Source organism: Streptomyces sp. NPDC006314 (assembly GCF_040613075.1).
Classification (GTDB): Bacteria; Actinomycetota; Actinomycetes; order Streptomycetales; family Streptomycetaceae; genus Streptomyces.
The window spans coordinates 56,633-75,164 of the sequence record NZ_JBEXRL010000028.1; the positions used below are offsets into that span (position 1 = coordinate 56,633).

At 70.6% G+C, this 18,532-nt stretch carries 14 protein-coding genes and 1 pseudogene; 5 read left to right on the top strand and 10 right to left on the bottom strand.

Going from position 1 to position 18,532, the window contains the following annotated elements; genetic code table 11:
• Positions 1–130: 130 nt before the first annotated feature.
• The 3 genes from ABZ079_RS33610 to ABZ079_RS33620 form a co-directional block, all read right to left on the bottom strand.
• Positions 131–1,312 carry a low temperature requirement protein A gene (locus ABZ079_RS33610; RefSeq protein WP_356943237.1) on the bottom strand — a complete coding sequence of 394 codons (1,182 nt, stop codon included), beginning with the start codon at positions 1,310–1,312 and terminating at the stop codon, positions 131–133.
• A gap of 153 nt (positions 1,313–1,465) precedes the next feature.
• Positions 1,466–2,077, bottom strand: coding sequence for an isochorismatase family protein (locus ABZ079_RS33615; RefSeq protein ID WP_356943238.1), 612 nt, complete (start codon positions 2,075–2,077; stop codon positions 1,466–1,468).
• Between the two features lie 79 nt (positions 2,078–2,156).
• A complete protein-coding gene (locus tag ABZ079_RS33620) occupies positions 2,157–3,110 on the bottom strand; it encodes an NADP-dependent oxidoreductase (RefSeq protein WP_356943239.1) in 954 nt (317 codons plus the stop codon).
• 240 nt (positions 3,111–3,350) lie between these two features.
• Between ABZ079_RS33620 and ABZ079_RS33625 the strand changes: the two genes are divergently transcribed.
• Positions 3,351–3,788, top strand: coding sequence for a MarR family transcriptional regulator (locus ABZ079_RS33625; RefSeq protein WP_356943240.1), 438 nt, complete (start codon positions 3,351–3,353; stop codon positions 3,786–3,788).
• Between the two features lie 327 nt (positions 3,789–4,115).
• Here ABZ079_RS33625 and ABZ079_RS33630 read toward each other — a convergent pair whose 3' ends face one another.
• The gene (locus ABZ079_RS33630) at positions 4,116–5,096 is read right to left on the bottom strand and encodes a hypothetical protein (RefSeq protein WP_356943241.1); all 981 of its coding nucleotides are present in this window, start codon (positions 5,094–5,096) and stop codon (positions 4,116–4,118) included.
• 229 nt (positions 5,097–5,325) lie between these two features.
• Between ABZ079_RS33630 and ABZ079_RS33635 the strand changes: the two genes are divergently transcribed.
• Positions 5,326–6,243, top strand: coding sequence for an aminoglycoside phosphotransferase family protein (locus ABZ079_RS33635; protein WP_356943242.1), 918 nt, complete (start codon positions 5,326–5,328; stop codon positions 6,241–6,243).
• A 75-nt stretch (positions 6,244–6,318) separates the two neighbouring features.
• On the opposite strand, the gene ABZ079_RS33640 is transcribed toward ABZ079_RS33635, so the two are convergent.
• On the bottom strand, positions 6,319–7,518 hold the full coding sequence (locus ABZ079_RS33640) for an FAD-dependent oxidoreductase (protein ID WP_356943243.1): 1,200 nt from the start codon (positions 7,516–7,518) through the stop codon (positions 6,319–6,321).
• 158 nt (positions 7,519–7,676) lie between these two features.
• Complete coding sequence (locus tag ABZ079_RS33645) at positions 7,677–8,621, bottom strand: RNA polymerase sigma-70 factor (protein ID WP_356943244.1); 945 nt, start codon at positions 8,619–8,621, stop codon at positions 7,677–7,679.
• 505 nt (positions 8,622–9,126) lie between these two features.
• On the opposite strand from ABZ079_RS33645, the gene ABZ079_RS33650 reads away from it, so the two are divergent.
• Positions 9,127–10,026: a hypothetical protein gene (locus ABZ079_RS33650; protein WP_356943245.1), complete on the top strand. Its 900-nt coding sequence runs from the start codon at positions 9,127–9,129 to the stop codon at positions 10,024–10,026.
• Between the two features lie 868 nt (positions 10,027–10,894).
• Positions 10,895–12,061, top strand: a complete 1,167-nt coding sequence (locus tag ABZ079_RS33655) for an alanine--tRNA ligase-related protein (RefSeq protein WP_356943246.1) — start codon at positions 10,895–10,897, stop codon at positions 12,059–12,061.
• A 554-nt stretch (positions 12,062–12,615) separates the two neighbouring features.
• Here the strand turns inward: ABZ079_RS33655 and ABZ079_RS33660 are convergent.
• The 4 genes and pseudogenes from ABZ079_RS33660 to ABZ079_RS33675 all read right to left on the bottom strand — a co-directional run bounded on the left by ABZ079_RS33660 (position 12,616) and on the right by ABZ079_RS33675 (position 17,529).
• The gene (locus ABZ079_RS33660) at positions 12,616–14,133 is read right to left on the bottom strand and encodes a hypothetical protein (protein WP_356943247.1); all 1,518 of its coding nucleotides are present in this window, start codon (positions 14,131–14,133) and stop codon (positions 12,616–12,618) included.
• Positions 14,134–14,774: 641 nt separating this feature from the next.
• A pseudogene (locus ABZ079_RS33665) lies at positions 14,775–15,131 on the bottom strand (alpha/beta hydrolase); the annotation flags it as partial.
• Between the two features lie 403 nt (positions 15,132–15,534).
• The gene (locus ABZ079_RS33670) at positions 15,535–16,365 is read right to left on the bottom strand and encodes an SDR family oxidoreductase (RefSeq protein ID WP_356943248.1); all 831 of its coding nucleotides are present in this window, start codon (positions 16,363–16,365) and stop codon (positions 15,535–15,537) included.
• 393 nt (positions 16,366–16,758) lie between these two features.
• Entirely contained in the window at positions 16,759–17,529 is a 771-nt protein-coding gene (locus ABZ079_RS33675) for an isoprenyl transferase (protein WP_356943256.1), read from the bottom strand.
• A 677-nt stretch (positions 17,530–18,206) separates the two neighbouring features.
• On the opposite strand from ABZ079_RS33675, the gene ABZ079_RS33680 reads away from it, so the two are divergent.
• The gene (locus tag ABZ079_RS33680; protein WP_356943249.1) at positions 18,207–18,407 is read left to right on the top strand and encodes a DUF6059 family protein; all 201 of its coding nucleotides are present in this window, start codon (positions 18,207–18,209) and stop codon (positions 18,405–18,407) included.
• Positions 18,408–18,532: the final 125 nt, after the last annotated feature.

The window sequence follows — 18,532 nt, forward strand, 5'->3', positions numbered from 1 at the left end:
CACCGACCGATCCCGGTACCAAGAAAAGCGGACAAGGCCTTGGCTTCATGATCCTCACCGGTGCCGAGCCGCGACACCGGCGGCCGCGGCGCCTTCTTCGGAGACTCTGGCCGAAGACCGGGCATCAGGGTCAGCCGGCCTGCCCCGGCTGGCGGGAAACGATGTAGAGGGAGAAGGCGAGCAGCAACGTCATCAGCACGCCGGTAGCGAAGTACGGCTCGGGGGTGAACGGGGTCAGCAGGACCAGGAGTGCGACGGCCGGGTGCAGGAGCGAGCGGGCGGCTCGGGAACCGTGCGGCCGTACGTGCAGCAGCCAGGTCACGGTGATGAAGACGGCCACCGCCGCCGAGAAGACCCACGCGCCGGCGAACTCGGAGATCTCGCCGTGCCCGTCGAGCAGCGCCGTGCCGATTTCCAGCCCTGTGCCGACGGCGGCGGCCGAGCCGAGGACGAGGTAGTGGCCGTAGCCCCAGCGGAATGCCTGCCGGTTGTCGGTGACCAGGCCCGTATCCGTGGGGCGGGCGAAGTACATCCACCACATGGTGAAGACGGTCAGCAGTCCACCGACGACGAGCAGGCACAGCTGAAAGAGGTGTTTGCCGTCCAGGGCGTGCTGGACGGCGATCGTCGCGGACGTCACGGTCTCCCCCAGCACGATGAGGGTGAACAGGCCGAAGCGTTCGGCGATGTGCTCGGGATGCCAGGCACTGGGGGCACCCCGTTCGCTGATCACGGGTACCAGGAGTTCGCCGATGACCAGGACGATGAAGAACCACAGCTGCCAGGTTTCCGGCAACCACAGCCGTCCGATCCAGCCGGCCTGCAGCAGGCTGATCCCGATCGCGTAGCGGCGTGCGACGCGGGCGCGCACCGGGTCGGGGTCCTCCACGGCGGCGCGCACCCACTGGCTGACCGCGCCGACCCGCATGATCGCGTAGCCGATGGTGATGGCGGTGAAGTCGTTGCGGAACGCGTCGGGGACGCCTGCGGCCAGGACCAGGGCGCCGGCCGTCTGGACGAGGGCGGTCAGGCGGTAAGGGAGGTCGTCGGTGTCGTAGGCGGAGGCGAACCAGCTGAAGCCCGTCCACGCCCACCAGATGGCGAAGAACACCGCCGCGTAGTAGGCCAGCCCGTGGCCTGCGTGGCCCTTGAGGACCTGCTCGGCGAGCTGGGTCGACGACTGGGAGACCGCTACGACGAAGCACAGGTCGAAGAACAGCTCCAGCGTGGTCGCGGTGCGGTGCTCCTCCCTCGGATCACGGCCACGCATCGTGCGGCGCAGAACGTTCGCGGACGGCTGGGGCGCAGACATGACCGCCTCTCTTTCCGCAACTCGCGGGCGACGCTCTTCGGGGCGTTCCTGGGACAGGTAGTGGCCGGCACCCTTGAACTCCACGTACGCACGTCGCTCTGGGGGCCGGGCCGACCGCCCGGGGGGAGGTCGGGCGGCCCGGGGGCACGGGGGTTACATCCGGTCGAGGTGGCTGATGACCTCTTCGAAGGTGATCTGGATGAGCTTGCCGCCGGCCTCGGTGGACCAGTCGACGCCGAGTTCGGCGACCAGCTGGTTGGTGGAAGTGGTCACCACGCCGTAGCTCTCCCAGCGGCGGCGGGCGGCGTCCTCGCCGATGGCGTTGGGAGAGCCGCCGGCGTCCTGGACGACCTGCACGTTGAAGCCCTCCTCGACCATGCTGATCGAGGGGTAGACGATGCACACGTCGTTGGTCAGGCCCGCCATGATGATGTTCTTGCGGCCATCGGCGGCCTTGAGGACCGCGTTGCGGTAGTTCTCGTCGTGCCAGGCGTTGGCCATGCCGGAGCGCTTGATCCGCGCCTCGTACGCCTCGGGCAGGATCTCCTGCATGTCGGGGATCAGCGGGCCCTGTGCGTGGTCTTCCTGGCTGGTGGTCAGCACCACCGGCATCTCCAGCGCCTTTGCGATACGGGCCAGGGCGCGGGCGTTCTGCACGATGGTGGTGCGGGAGATGTTGCGGCAGAAGTCGAGGGTGCCCTGCTGGTGGTCGATCAGCAGCATCACGGAGTCCTGCGGCGTGAACGGAGTGAACTTCTCGGCCATCACGATGCCTTTCCTTAAAAGGGTGCCGGGCCTGGGGAGGGACCGTCGCGGGCCGGTGCCGGAGTAGGGCGGCCGTCGGTCAGTCGACGGTGACGACGAGCTTTCCGCGGACGTGTCCACTGGTGGACGCGGTGTAGGCGTCGGCGATGGAGGTGAGCGGGTAGGTCGTGGTCTCGGCGACCCGCAGGGCGCCGGAGGTGACCTGGTCGGCGAGGGCCGTCATGTCGGCGGGGCTCGCGTGGTAGAAGAAGTTGGCTGCCGAGATCTTCCTCGCGGCCAGGGCGTCGACGTCGGCGGCGAAGACGGTGCTCAGCAGTCGGCCGCCCTCCCGCAGCAGTGGCGCGATCCGCCCGTTCACGGCTTCCCGGTTGCCGGCCAGGTCCAGGACGGCGTCGATGCCGTCGGGGTGTGCGGCGCGCACCGCGTCGGCGACGTCCGTCGTCTTGTGGTCGATCGTCTCGTCGGCGCCCAGCTCGCGGGCGTAGGCGTGGTCGGCGGCCGCCGCGACGGCGATGACGTGGGCGCCGCGGGCGGCGGCCATCTGCAGGGCGTAGGAGCCGACGCCTCCGGTCGCGCCGACCACCAGCAGTGTCTGGCCACGCTGGAGGTGAAGGGTGTCGAGGGCGGCCAGAGCGGTGCCGCCGGTCATGGGCAGAGCCGCGGCCGCCACCGGATCAAGGCTGTCGGGGCGTGGGGCGAGGGCGGTGTCGGCGGGGGCCAGCATGGTGCGGGCGAAGGAGCCGTGCTGGAAGGAGCCCGGCCACACCATCCCGAACACCTCATCCCCGACCGCGAAGGTGTCGGCGTCCTCACCGAGTGCGGTGACGGTGCCCGCGACGTCGAAGCCGAGGGTGAGGGGGAAGGAGAAGTCGGCGCCGGACTTGGCGAGCTCCCCGTCGGCTATCTTCCAGTCGAGGGGGTTGATCCCGGCCGCGCGGACCTTGATCTGGAGCTGGCCGGGGCCGGGCGCCGGTGCGGGAACCTCCCGGAGGACGGGGGTGTCGCCGAACGCGTCGATCACGAACGCTTCCATGACACGCGCCTTTCTGTGGACGGGACGGAAGACACAGCGAGGCTGCGCAAGGAGCGGGCCGAGAAGAAGCCCAGCACACTCATAGGTGGCTATGTTCTGCACTCGAGCATAGGTGCCTATGGAATGATGTCAAGTGCGGACAGGAGGATCATCACAGTGCGCGGGAGGACAGCCATGGCAGCACATCGGCAACAGAAACCGGTTCATCCGGACAGCGCACGACGTTCGGAAGAGGAGTCGATGGTCTGCTACACCGTGAACCACGCCGCCCGTCTCCTCGGGCAGGCCATCACCCACCGCCTCGCCGCCCTCGGCGCCTCCCCCGGCCAACTCCCCACACTTCTGGCCCTCTACGGCCGCGACGGACTCACCCAGAGCGAACTGGCCCGCCATACCGGCGTCGAACAGCCCACCATGGCCCTCAACCTCAAGCGTATGGAACGCGACGGCCTGATCACCCGCAGCCCCGACCCCACCGACGCCCGCCGCGCCCTGGTCCACCTCACCGACAGGGCCAAAGCCGTACGCACCGACATCCAGGCCCTGCGGGCCGGAATCGACACCCAAGCCCTCGCCGGCTTCAGCCCCGAAGAACACGCCCAGCTGCGCGCCCTCCTCGACCGGCTGGTCAACAACCTCCACACCCTCACCAGCCCCGCCGGGAAAGACTCCGCGTGAACGGCGTTCAGGACGCGGACAGCCCGCCCGGCACCGGGGAGCCGCCAGGTGCGCCGTGCCGGCCGGTCGAACAGGTCCGCGCCATCGGCTTCTCCGGCAGCGGTGATCTCGGGTCACTCGTTCCGCTCGGCCCGCTCCGTCTGCCGAGGCTGCCCCGTCGCGGCCGCGTACACGCCGATCATCCACAGCGCCGTGGCCGCCACGGCGGCCGTGATGCTGGAGGACGCATGCCTCTGTGTCCTCGGGGCAGCTTCCCCAAGGCACGAACATGTCCCCACCGCGCCCCACCCACTTGCGCCTCAAGCCCGCGGACCCGACCGCGTCGTGTCATCCACCAGGCGCGATAGGTGTTCTCACCACACCTGCGGCCATATTCGGTGACACCAGCCGCGTACGCACGAGCGCCCCCAGCATCGCGGTGCCCGACCCGACCGCTGCAAGGTGCAGGACCGCCGCGAGTACGAGGTTTTCCGGCAGGGCCGCACCGGCCGGTCGCGCGATCGCCAGGTACAGGGTGAACGGAAGTTTCCAGCCGCTCCAGGCGAACAACGAGCCCGAGCCGAGCCAGCCGAGCACCATCGGGCCCCATCGGGGGACTTGTGCGGGCCGGCCTCGGACGGCAGCCCAGGTGGCGGCGGAAGCCACGAAGGCCCAGAGCCCGAAGACGCCGGACAGCACATGCCAGGCCACGTCCCGCTCGCCGCGGTGGGCGACACCTGCGGTACCGCCGACCGCCCAGTACAGCCAGACGAAACCGACTGTGGCGCCGACCACGGCCATCCATGGCGGCACCCTCTGCGAGCCCTCTCCACCATCCCCGAGCCGACCCACGAACGCGTCCGGCCAGCGCCGCCGCAAGTACGTGGGCAGTGCGATGGCCAGACCCAGCCCCGTGCCCACGAACCCGATCTGAACCAGCGCGGCCTCCCAGACCGGCATCGACGGGCCTGCGTCACTCCCGCCCCTCGGATTGCCATCCGCCGAGCCCAGCAGCGAACGGAGAACGGCGTACGGCAGCACCGGGACGAGGAACCCCGTCCCGACCCAAGCGCAGAATGCCAACGGCGCTCCCGGTATGCGCATCCCCCACGGCCGCACCAGCGCGAGCGCCACCGCGATCCCGATCCCTGCCATACCGACCGTCGCGCTGTTGAGCACCACCCACTCCACCCTGCCGAACCCGGTCCCGACCGGTAGCAACCCCAAGAGGGAACCGACCACCCACGACACCTTGATCAGCGAGTATGGCGTCAGCGCCAGCGCTGCCGCGTACGCCGCTATCCGCCCGGCCCGATCCCACCGATCCACTTGAACTCCCGATACAGACAACGGAGTCCAGTCTCATTCAGCACTGCCGCCATGGGCGTCAACCGGCGGGCGCATCCATCTCCTCACTCAGGCGGAGTGAGGATCAGCCGACTGGAGCACGTAGAGCTGATGGAGCGCAGGGAGCCGCAGTTCGAAGTAGGTTCGGCGCCTGGCTTGACACAGATACGCCCGGCACCCTGGCAGGCCTATCCCACTACCGTTGCTCCACATGACGGCCACCGAGAAGGACATCACAGAGGACTTGATCCGGCATCTGCTGCGCGAGCAGCACCCCGACCTGGCGGATCGCCCCCTGAAGCTCGGAGCGCTCGGCTGGGACAACCAAGTGTGGCGGCTCGGCGACGACCTCGCCGTCCGATTGCCCTGGGCGACGCGGTCCGCGGACGCGCTGCTACGCAAGGAACACGCCTGGCTGCCTCTCCTCGCCCCGCACCTTCCTCTGCAGATCCCCGTCCCGCAGCGCCTTGGTGAGCCTTCCGAACGGTTCCCGCGGCCCTGGCTCGTCACCACCTGGGTACCGGGTGAACCCGCCGACCGCGCCCCCGCGACGCGCCCCACGGAGGCGGCCGACACCCTGGCCGCCTTCCTGACCGCTCTTCACCGTCCCGCCCCCGACACGGCGCCCGCAGGCCGAGACCGCGGTGGCCCGCTGGCCGACACCGCCGAACACTTCACCCAAGGGCTCGCTTCGGCCACCGAGCTGGGGCTGATTCGCGACCCGGACGGCGTCCGCGCGATCTGGGAGGACGCCGCCGTCGCCCCGGACTGGGCAGGCCCACGTCTCTGGCTCCACGGTGACCTGCATCCAGCCAACATCCTGACCACGAACGGCACCTTCTCCGGCGTGATCGACTTCGGCGACCTCTTCGCCGGCGACCCGGCCTGCGACCTCGCCGCAGCCTGGATCCTGCTGCCGGACGGCGCCATCGACCGCTTCCACGAGACCTACCAACCGAGCCCGGACACCGCGACCCTACGCCGCGCCCGCGGCTGGGCCGTGCTGCGCGCCCTCGCCTGCATCCACATCGGAGACGCCGGCGTCCACGGCCGCCCCGGAGGCAAGTCCACCTGGGGCCCACCCGCCCACGCCGCACTGCAACGCCTCACCGCATCGGATGACCGGTGATCAAGCAACCCGGCGGGAGGTCGGACAGCAAGCTCGGAGACGCACGCCCACCTCAGCATCGAGGGGACCTCACGGTCAGGCCGACGCCTTGGCGGCCGAGCGCGTCCGGGCGGCCTCCCGTACGACGCGGCGGCGGCGAGTCGGCAGGCCGAGGGTCGGGTTGGCGACGACCCATGCCGCGCCCTTGCAGATCAACTCCTTGTACACGGCGGCGAGCCGGCCGGTCAGGGCCGCGCTGACAGCTCGGTCGTCTGCGGTGACGTACTGGATCAGGCCTTCCTTGCGGCCGAGCGAGATGCACTGATTGAAGTAGCGGATCGGCGTGTTCGGGAGCTTTCCGGCGGTCAGGCGTGCCGCAATGGCGTCGGCGGCCTGCCACGCGGCTGGGGTGCCCGAGGCGCATGACATCCGCAGCGGCTTGCCGCCGGGGCCCACCGCCATGGCCGCGTCACCGATGGCGTACACGTCCGGGTGCGACACCGAGCGCATGGTCCCGTCGACCATGATCTGGCCCGTACCGGTGACCTCCAGTGCGGTGGCCTGTGCGATCGGGTGGACAGCGAAGCCGGTGGTCCACACGGTGACCGCGGCCGGGATGGCTTTCCCGTCGGCGGTGGTGACGCGGTCGGCCTCGACGCCGGTGACGGCGGCGTGCTCGTGCACGGTGATGCCGAGCTTGCCGAAGACCTTCCGCAGGTGCCCGCGGCCCTTGTCCGAGAGCCAGTCGCCGAGGCCGCCGCGGGCGGCCAGGGCGACAGCGAGGTCCGGGCGGGCCTCGGCGATCTCGGTCGCGGCCTCCAGGCCGGTGAGGCCGCCGCCGACGACGACCACGGGCTGTCCGGCGTCCAGGCCGGCCAGCCGTTCGCGCAGCCTGAGCGCTCCGGGCCGGCTCGCGATCTCGTAGGCGTGCTCGGCGGTTCCAGGGACGCCCTGGTCGTTCCAGCGGCTGCCGAGGGCGTACACGAGGGTGTCGTACTCCAGTTCCTCGGCGCTGCCGTTCGCGTCGGTGACGGCGACGGTCTTGCGGTCGACATCGACACCGGTGACCTTCGCGAGCCTCAGCTCGACGCCGGTGCCCTCGAACATCTCGCCGAAGGGCCGGGGCCTCAGCCTCTGGCCGACTGCGAGCTGGTGCATCCGGATGCGTTCTACGAAGTCGGGCTCGGCGTTGACCAGGGTGATGGCGACATCGTCACGATGCAGCCGCTTGGCGAGGCGGCCGGCCGCGATGGCTCCGGTGTAGCCGGCGCCGAGGACGATGATGCGGTGCTGCATTTCCCTGCTCCTGTCTGTGCGGGTCCGCCCCTTGTCTCGCGCGGATTCGCCTCTTGAACCGGGCAGCACGCCGTTTCCTGACAGGAATGCACTGTGAAGCAGCTCACACCGGAGTCAACAGCACCTCACATCGGATCGAAGAGCACCGCACCTCGCGGTCAGAAGGCGCGGAACAGCGGTTCTCCATGATCGGCGGCTGCCCACACCTCGGTCGCGCGCTCGAGCTTGTCGGGGTTGACCTGGTTGTAGAACGCGGTGATGCCCTCGGTGGTGACCTCCAGGCACATGACGCCGATGACCCGGCCGTCGATGACCGCCACGACGGCGGGGCCGCCATTGGCGGTCGTGACGTAGACCTCGGGCGAGCCGCCGGCCAGGGCGCGCTTGGAGGGTGCGGGTTTGAACAGGCCACGCATGAACTTCGCGACCGCGAGGGCGCCCTCGAACGGCTTGGCGCGGGCCGGGACCTTCCCTCCGCCGTCGCCGATCGAGATGGCGTCGGCGGTGAGCAGCCGTACGAGCGGCTCGGTCTTCCCACTGGTGGCGGCCGCCAGGAACTCCTCGACGACTCGCCGGGCGGCGGCCTCGTCGACCTCGGCGCGGATCTTGCCGTCCGCGATGCGCTTTTTGGCGCGGTGGAAGATCTGCTGGCCGGCGGCCTCGGTGATGTCGAGGATCTCGGCGATCTCCCGGTGTGGGTAGTCGAAGGCCTCTCGCAGCACGTACACGGCCCGCTCATTGGGGGACAGCCGCTCCATGAGAGTGAGGACCGCGTACGAGACCGACTCGCGCTGCTCGGCGGTGTCGGCCGGGCCGAGCAGCGGGTCCCCGTCGAGCAGCGGTTCGGGGAGCCACTGGCCCACATAGGTCTCGCGCCGCGCGCGGGCCGAAGTGAGCTGACTGAGACACAGATTGGTGAGTACCTTCGTCAGCCAGGCCTCGGGGACCTCGATGCGCTCGACATCGGCGGCCTGCCAGCGCAGGAAAGTCTCCTGCACGGCGTCCTCGGCCTCACTCGCGGAGCCGAGGAGGCGGTACGCGATGGCTTCCAGACGGGGCCTTGTGGCCTCGAACCGGTCCACGTCCTTGATGGTCAGCGGCATGGCCCGGATCCTAGCCGGACAACGCAACAGGCCCCAGGGCGTTTTCCGGGGCCTGTCGGTCGGTCTGTGCACTCGGCGGCCTCCGCGCCGCCGCGCCAGCCCGGGACCGGCCCCGGCGGGTCCCTGGTGCGGCTCGCGCTTCCGGGCAGCAGAGGCGCCGGACCTCCCGCGGCCCGTGCTGCTTCCGCGGCGCGGGCCAGCCGCCGCAGCTCGGGCGCGCGCCGCCGGTACCGACGGGGCGGTGTCGCAGCAGGGCCACCACAGGCGCACGGACAGCCGCAGGAGACGGCGGCGCAGGACAGAGGTGTCACGGGGCCGGGGTGCGGCGAGCGCGCCGTATGCGACGTTCCAGGCATGCCGCATCCGCATCAGGGCGCTCGGGGAGGCCGCATGGAGCGACCCCCGCGGTCGTCGCCGAGAGTCGCCTGTGCACCGGTGGCGACCCCCGATGGGCGGTGGAAGGATCGGAAAGATTCGTTTTACGTACACGTTCCCGAGGAGCGGCATGGACGACGAGGGCACCGAGGATGTGACGCCAACGGGCTACGACGACGTGGATGACGATCACGACTACATCGACGACGCGCCCGTCGGTGCGGAGCTGACGGAGCCGGACGTCCTTCTGGACGTCCCGCTGCTGAAGGTGGACGAGATCGCCCTTGACGTCCAGGACCTGCGTGCGAGGGTGTCGCTCCAGGCGGAGGTGCTCGACCTGCTCCGGCTGAGCGTCGGGGCCGACGTGGAGCTGGGATCCGTCCACCTCGACATCAAGGGTGTGGAGGCGCAGGCGCTGCTGAAGGTGCGTCTGGACAATGTCGTGGAGGTCATCGGGAGGGTACTGACGACCATCGACCGCAACCCGGACATCCTCCGGGACGTGACCTCGGGCGTCGGGACCGCCGTACGTGAGGTGGGTACCGGAGCGGGCCACACGCTCGACGAGGTCGGACGCGGGGCCGGCAGGGTCGTGGAGGACGTGGGACGCGGGGCCGGCAGGGTCGTGGAGGACGTGGGACGCGGCGCGAGTACCGCCGTCGAGGGTGTCGGACGCGGGGCAGGGACCGCGGTCGGGCGTCTGGGCGACGAGGCGGGCGGAGCGGTCGCGGGGCTCGCCGAACGGACCGGGGGCACGGTGGAGGGAGCCGCCGCGCGGATCGGTGAGACACTGCCGGACACCGCGAGGGTGGTCTCCGACGCCCCGAAGGCCGTGAGTGGCGGCGCGCCACGCACCGGTAAGGCCGGGGGCGCGACGGGCCGGGCGGAGCGGAAGCCCGGACGCGAAGCCCCCGCGCGCACAAGGCAGGCCCCCGAGGGTGGCGAGGGGCCGTTGCGACGGGCCGCTGAGGCGCCGCGTCGCCAGGTGCGGCGCGAGCGGGAGACGGAGGACGGGGGCCGGCCCCCGTGAAGGCCTGAACTTCGTTTGCCAGGCATCGACTTCACCTCCACCGTGGCGGCCGAGCGGCTACGTTTCCGCGAAAGGCCGGACACGAACGTCCGCTTCAGCGGGAGCCCCGGCACACGCTCGGCCACAGTCAGCACGAGGACGAACCTGCCCGACCCGGTCGACGTCGGCACGGAGTACCGGAACGTGCAGGTCCGCTACCGGCTGTCGAACACCCTCGACACGGAGGACCCATCCGCGGACCCGGCGGGATCCGGGAACCCATGAACGCGACATCGCGGTGCCGCCCGATGTCACCAGCGTCCAGGCAGTCGTCCTCCGGGAGGAAGGTCCCGTCCGCATCTCGCCTCCGCGGGCGCCACGGCCCGTCTGGTAGTGGCCCCCGGGCAACCGGTCATCCGCGCGGTGATCGCGGCTCTGCCCCAGCCTGCCTTCGGCCTGGCGATCGTCGGCACTCAACGGGCTCGCTCCATGCGAGGCATCTTGACCGTCTCCTCGGTTGCGGCTGGACGTGCCGGCGGCACCAGGAGCCCGACCGGCGCGCTCCTCGCAAGCGGTACACCGACTCGTCCGTGTGGGTGATCGAGCGCGCACCTGGCCCGACGGGCCGACTACGACGTGCCGCGAGGAATTCGTGTGCGTCGGGGAGCACGGCGCGTTATGGTCGCCGCATGGATGTCACCGGCCGAAGCACCATCGCGACCGCGCGAGCGACCAGCTCGCCGGTTGCCGCCGCCTGACGTTCTCCCTTTCCCATCGGCGACCGGATACGGCCGTCGGTGGCCCGCGGCGTTGTTCTGGCCCGGGTGTGACGACTGCGCGGTCCCGTTATCCGGTGCCTCCCCCGCTGTGAAGCGAAGGAGTCATCCTCATGGACACGGAGCAGATCGTCCTCACCTTCGTCGAGTACTTCGAGGAACGCGGTCATCGCCCGATCACTGGCTCGACGCTCCTGCCACCGCCTGGCGACCCGGTGCTGTTCACCACCTCCGGCATGCATCCGCTCACCCCGTATCTCGAGGGGCGCCCTCATCCGCTGGGCAGGCGGCTGGTCAATGTGCAGCGCTGTCTGCGCACCACGGACCTGGAGGAGGTCGGCGATGCCACGCATCTGACCGTCTTCGAGATGCTTGGCACCTGGTCGCTGGGCGACTACGAGGGCTCGCTGAGCCTCGACTGGGGGTACCGGCTGCTCACCGAGGGGCTCGGTGTCGATCCAAGCCTGCTGCATGCCACCGTCTTCGGCGGTGACGACCAGATCGGGCCGGACACCGCTTCCCTGCGACTGTGGCGGGACCGCGGCGTTCCCGTGGAGCTCACCGTGGAGGACAACTGGTGGTCCAACGGACCGGTCGGCCCGTGTGGGCCCGACTCGGAGATCTTCCTGTGGAGCGGTGACACCCCGCCCCGGTCGACGCCCACCCGCGACGACCGCTGGGTCGAGGTGTGGAACCACGTGATGATGCGTCATCGCCGGCTCGAGGACGGCTCCCTGGTGCCGCTTCCCCAGAGCAACATCGACACCGGGCTCGGCGTGGAGCGGCTTGCCTCACTGCTGCAGGGCAAGTCGTCCGTGTTCGAGTGCGACGTCTTCGACCCCTGGCGCCGTCTCGTGCCGGCCCTGTGGCCACTGGACGAACCGTCGCTGCGCCTGGTCTACGACCACCTGCGCTCGGCCATCGTGGTCATCGGCGACGGGGTGCGCCCGGCCAGCACCGGACGGGGCTACGTGCTGCGCCGCCTGGTGCGACGGGTACTCACCGTGCTGTGGCGGGAGGATCCGTCCCGCGGTCTAGGAGACCTGCCGGATGAGTTGGTCTCGCACACTCTGGACCACTTCCGGCAGGACGTGGAATCCGGCGACGTGCGTCGACTGCTCCTCGAGGAGGAGCGCCGGTTCAGTCAGCTCCTGGAGCGCGGCCGGAAGGTGCTTGCTCGATCCCGGTTCCAGGGACCGCTGGGAGACGAGGACTTCCACTACCTCCATGACACTCACGGGCTGCCACGCGAGCTGGTCATGGTTCTGCGACAAGAGTGACGGCGGAGCTGAAAGCGGATGCAGACCGAAACCGGGGGCCGGCCACACTGCTTCGGCCCGTGGACCGCGACGCGCTTCGCGAGCTGAGCGCACTCAGTCACAGATGTCATGTGGTCCGGAAGTCGGACCACAGCGGCTTCGTCAAGGACAGGACCTTGCGATGGATCCAGGCGGCCAGGGCGAGTCCGATAGTGCTTGAGAGCTGTTCGTCAGTGCTGCAGCAGTTGGGCGAGCCAGCGGTCGTCCTGGAACTCGGCAGGGATCTCGTCCTCCCACGGATCGATCCCACGGCGTTCCAGTTCGTCGAACCACCGGTCCCGATGCGACTCGGGGAGACGTCGTCCGCACCAGGGACAGAAATCGATCGTGAGGCTCGATGAGCCGCGTCATGGATGATCAGCCCGTACCCCCGGAACTTGTCACTGAACTCGATCAGCGCGTCCGGCAGGCGAAGGAATGTCGCCTGGTGATGCCCGGCCAGGACTGTTGGCGGAACCGTCGTGCTCCGGGGGTCACACGTGGCGAGTGGGCGCTCGACTTGGCAGGCGGTGCGCTCACTGCTGGCACACCAGATCCGATATCACGGCAGGCGGCAGGGATGGGTTGGCTGCCGCTGCTTCCCCTACCCGCCAGTCCGCGTCGGCGAGCAGCTCCGCGATGACGGGTGGGGGGAGTGCTGGGTTGCCGGCGGCTACGGGTCGCGCCCGTTCGTCCGCCAGGCAGACGAGCAGCGCCGGGGCCGTCGCCCCGCGATGCCGGGCAACCTCACGGAACACCTTCCGCACCGCTGGTTCGTGCCGGACCAGGTCCTCCAGCAGCGTCGGGGGCGCGTCTGGGTTGGACGCCACCTTGGCCAGGACCCGGGCACCGTGCCGGTCGACCATGGCGCGCAACTGCGCTTCGGTGAGGGCCGGGTGCGGAGCCAGGGCCTTGACCACCTTCGCGTCGGGGTCGTCGGCCAGCCGGTCGCGTATCCCGGGCGGCAAATCGCGTCGTTGGGCCACGAGCATTCGGACAGCCGGGTCCGGTGACTTGGCGAGTCCTTCGACCTCGGCGGGAGAGGAGGTGGCAATACGAGGCAGCAGGGTGGCGCCGATCTTGGCGGTTCGCGTCAGGTGGGTGAGCACGTCGAGCGGTACGCGGGGATGGTGTGCGAGCCTGCGGCGCACGTCGGGGTCACGGTCGCCGGCCAGCGCACGGATCAGGGCGTCGTCGATCGCGGGATTTTCGGCAAGGTCGGCGCGGACACCGGGAGTGGGGTCCGAGGCGAGCCGTGCGCAGGTCTGCTGAGGCAGGTCCCGGCGGGTGGCGAGCGCCCAGCGCAACATCATGGACGGATGGTCCACGAAGCCGACGACGGCTTCGATGGGGGTGGCGGGGTTACGGAGTGCCGCCTCCAACATGTCATGGACGGTGGACTCGTGGGAGCCGTCGCAGGAGGCGCCCGGTGGCAGACCGCAGTCGAGCCGTAGGCACTGCGGATCGTGGACGAAGGGGGGCTCCTCGCGGTCGCAGACCAGACAGCGTCGCGCCGCAGGCAGCCCCTCCCCGGTCACCAACGCTGCCAGTACGGCCGGGGGTGTCGCCTCGTTACCCGCCACCGCGCGGCGGACCTCGGATTGCGGATGCGCCGCGAGCCTCTCGGCCACGTCTGGGGTGGTCCACCACGCGAGCTCGGCGACGACACGTACGTCCGGGTCTGCCGCGAGCGTGTCCACCACGTCGGACGGGAGGCTGCGGCAGGCTGCCAGTTTCTCCCGGCGCTCACGGACCGGATCCGCCGCGAGGAGACGCGCCCACTCCGGGCGGCCGACACCCTGGTCGAGCAGGGCGAGGGCGGCGTCCGGCCAGACAGAGGGATCGATGTCGTCGGCGGTCAGCCGACCCTCGTACGCGAGCTGCACCGCGCTCTCCCCGACGCGCTCGACCAACGCGACCGCCTGTGCACGGCTGAGGTCGGTGCGACTGGCGAGGTTGGTGGCGATGTCGTCGTCGGCGACGGTTATCAGCCGGTCCACCAGCTCGGACGACAGGGCTGGATTGGCGGCGAGCCCGCACAGGATGTGATGCACAGAGGCATCCTGCCTGAAGCGTGGATGATGAGTTGGGTGGGCATGGACGTGGGCAGGATCGGGCTCGGCGGCGTCTCCGGGGTCAGACGAAGGCCAGGGCCGGCAACGACCGTCGGCCACGAGGGCTCAGCAGAGGTCCACATCCACGTCGGCCTGGACCATCAGGGCGGTGAACTGCCGTTCCCGGCTGCGGTCCAGGGCCCACATCCGCAGCCGGTTGCCAACGTCTCGCCAACATGCCGTCCTTTTCCCTCAGGTGGACCCAGGGTCGTCCGGCAGCGAGGAAACGACCGGCCGTCAGGGGGTCGTCCCGCCGGACAGGAGACGGCGGGCTGCCAGGGCCAGCGCGGTCTCGATCAGTTCGGCGGGACGGGACAGGGAGCGACCGCCAAGTCCGAGCGGGATCGGCGGGGACGGTGATCACGGCCCTTGCGCCGAAGGAGCGGGCCGCGAACGCGAGGAAGGCCGAACGACCGCAACCGGGTTCACCGGTGACGACGCAGCTTCCGCCCCCGCTGCGCATCCGGTCCGGCAGGGCTGCCACCGCGCGGCGTTGGGAACCGAGCCGGTATTCCGACGCAGCGGATTCAGGGGTCGTTCGTCCGCTCATTCCCGCGACCTTACTCACGCGTCAGGACGGGTCGCGGGCCGAGCCAGGAGATGGACGACTGGGTGCCGGTGTAGCCGGGTGAGACGGCCACTGCCGTCGGCGGTGCTGGTCGGGTAGTGGATGGTTCCTCCGCCGAAACCGGTCACGGCGAGCGGGGAGACAGACGACTGGGAGACGGCGTACGGGCCGCGCGCCGCCTCGATGCTCGCCTCGGTCGGCGCCGGGCCGCGCTCATAGGGGTTGTCTGCTCCGTGTGCCGCCGGTCCGCCCAGGGTGGTGAGGCCGACGACGGCGACGGCCGCGGTGGCGAGGGCAGCGAGCCGGCCGCTACGGCGGGCCGAGGGCGGGCGGGGGCGGGGGTCGCGGTGCTGCTGCGCGGGTGCTGCACGACGGATCGTCCTCTCTGTCGTGGCGAGCCACCTGTGGGACCCGTGTCGCACGCGCTGGCGTGCAACGGCCCGACGGGCGCCGCCTCTGGACTGGCGGTGCCACTGTCGGCGCTGAGCGGCCCCTGAGGCACCGGCAGAATCACCGGTCCCGCCGATGGGGCGACCGGGCCGGCGGGCGTGATGCCGGTTCCGGCGCCCGGCGGGCCACCGCGGCCTGAGTACGCGGCCAACGGCGGCAGCCCCTGGGCCGGCGCCCGCGAGCGTACCCGCCCCATCGGCACGTCCAGCACAACAACGGGCAACGCGCCCCAGTAACGCCTCGGCCGCAGCCTTCCATCGCCTCCGGCCGGGCATGTACGCCGACTCGCCGGTACCGCCGCCCGGTCGTGCGCAGCGTTTACATCAAGGTTCCCGCGATCCGTCGCCGCCGCGCGGCGCGATGTGGAAATCGAAGGCGAGCGTCCCGGGATCGAGGGCCGTCGCCCCGCCGTCGGCCGTGAGCACCGCGCCGTTGACGTACGATGCCGCCGGCGACAGCAGCCAGCCGATCGCCTCCGCGATCTCGCGCGGCTCTCCCGGGCGCCCCAGGGGCAGCAGCCTGGTCGCCTCCGCATAGGCGGCCTCCACACCCCCGTCCCGCAGATCCGTCTCCTCGGCGAAGCGGGCCATGCGCCGGTCGGCCATCTCGGTCCGTACCCAGCCGGGACACACGACGTTGGCCCGCACCCCCTGGCGCCCGTAATCGACGGCGACGGAGCGGCAGAGCTGGAGCAGGGCCGCCTTGGACGTCGCGTACGGGGCGTTGCTGACGCCGTTGCGCAGTGCGGACACCGAAGCGACGGCGACCACGGAGCCCCTGGACTCCAGCAGGTGCGGTATCGCCGACCGCAGCAGCAGAAGCGGACCGGTGACATTGGTGCGCATGACCTCGTCCCATTCCTGGAGCGACAAGTCCCCCACCGCTCCACCGCGCCCGATGCCCGCGTTCAGCACCAGCCCGTCGAGCCGTCCGTGCGCGGCCAGGGCCGTTCGAACGAGCCCCTCGGCCGCATCGGGATCCCCCACGTCGGACGGATACGCCAGCGCCCCCGTCTCCCGCTCCAGGCGCCGCAGGGGTTCGGGCCGCCGACCGGCGACGACCACGTGGTGACCCCCCTCGCGCAGCAGCCGGGCCGTGGCCTCCCCGATGCCCGTGCCTCCGCCGGTCACGACGACAACCCTCTTGTCCGTCACTGCAGTCAGGTCCCTTCACCGAGATCATCCAACGATCCCGAGACTAGAACCCACTGAGCCACCGCGGACGACTTCCGGCCGACTTTCGCCACGTCAGCGCGGCATTTGCGCGCCGGTGTCCGCTCGCACAGGCCGGTCAGGTAAGCCGTCGCGGCAGCGTCAAGTGCGGCGGGACACGCTCCGCCAGCTCTCAGGCCACCGCCTTGTTCTCCACGGCCTCCGGCGGTTCCGATCCGGCAGTTCGGCCGACGCGTCGCGCACCTGAGCGGCGAGCCTCGCCCAGTGCCGTGGCGCCGCAGCCTCCGGAGACGAGGACTTGAGCAAAGGCAGGTCAGTGGAAAGGGGGTTGAGCGTGAGCGCCGGCGACCCCGGAACGGCGCGCCCGGCCCGAGGTCACCTGCCGTAACGCCGGTCCCGGGCGGCGTACGAGCGCAGCGCGCGCAGGAGGTCTATCTGGCGGAAGGCGGGCCACAGGACTTCGACGAAGTGCACCTCCGCATACGCGGACTGCCAGAGCAGGAAGCCGGACAGCCTCTGCTCACCGGAGGTGCGGATGATGAAGTCCGTGTCGTAACCCGCCGGGGAGTACAGGTTGTCGGAGATGTGCTGGAGATCGAAGTTCTCGGCCAGCTCGCGCGGGTCGCCTCCGGCGGAGATGTGCTTGTCGAAGGCGGACCTGACCGCGTCGATGATTTCGCGGCGCCCGCCGTACCCGACCGCCACGTCGACCTTGAGGCCGGTCCTGCCGGTGGTGCGCGCCACGGCGTCCTTCAGGGTGCGCGCGGTCTCCCCGGGCAGAAGGTCCAGAGCGCCGATGACCTCGATCTGCCAATCCTCGTCGGCCGCGCAGATGCTCGCCACGGTCTCTTCGATGATCGCGAGGAGTGGCCCGAGTTGGGCCGGGGGCCGGTGAAGGTTGTCGTCGGACAGCATCCAGAGGGTGACGTGCTCGATGTCCGCGGCGTCACACCAGCGCAGGAAGTCGCCCACCTTCGCCCCGCCGACGCGGTAACCCTCGCGAGGATCGTCATGCCCGGCTCCGCGCGCCCACCGGCGGTTGCCGTCCAGCATGATCGCGACGTGGCGTGGACGGGGCAAGCCCTCCAGCTTGCGCGCCAGGCGTTTGACGTACAGGGCTTCCAATGCCGAGCGAAGCGCCCTCAATGCCACGTGCCATGTCCCTTCGTACCCACCAACGGCTTGCGGGGGCCACCGTATCGCCCGGCACGGAACTTCAGCTATCGACCGCGTTCGGTCCGGCCCGGCCCGCGGCGGAAGCAGGCTTTTCCCGCCGGCTCTCCGCGCCGTGGCCAGCCGGTTCGACAAGCGCGACTGCATCTGCAATCACAATCAGCCGTCGCCGCAACTGCTTCCCCGTGCTCGGGCAGCGCTCGAGCGCGTTGCGGCGACGGTACTGCGCCTTGACGAAAACCGGAAGCCGGGCGCCGGGCCGCCCGCGGTGCCTGCGGCCGGCCTGCTTGGTCCACGGGTTTCGTGATGCGCGCCGCCGCCGGTGGCCCGATGGCACGGCTGGAGTGGTCCTTGTCGCCCCGCACCCGGTCCGGCCGGCGCGGGGACGACCTGCCCGACGACGCCGGACGCGCAGGCCGTCCAGACGCCCGCCGGTGATGCAGGGCCGCGGCCGGGGCCGCGTGACCCTGATCCCGGCCGTCGCTCTCTGCCCTGTCTTCGTCATGCCGCCCGCTGCGTTCCGGCGCAGACGGTGTCCGGTGGGTGGCGGTCCCATGGCGGCGCTTGAGCGGGTCTGAGGTGGTTCTCCGGCCGGGCACCGGACAGTGGCGTGGTCGTCCGTCGCCGCGCCCCTTGAAGGAGGCCCTGCCATGTGGCATCTGCTGCGCCCCCGCAACGTGGGTCGTGCGATCTACCGTGCCCTGTCCACATGCGGCATGCTCTACACCGGGCCGCACGTCGAGGCCGAACCGCTTACGGGGCCGGCCCCCGGCCACCCGGAGCGACTGTGCGCGGACGTGCCGCTGACGCCGCTGGAACGCCAGCTCGACCGGGAGTTGGGCGTGGGGTAGCGCGTGCTGTCCACAACGCACAAAAGCGCCGCTGCCGGGGGGCGGCACCGGCCCGTCCAGGGGGACGGCCACCGCGGCCGGACCCAACGGAGTCAGAGAGGGAGCTGGTCCGCGTAACCATCCCC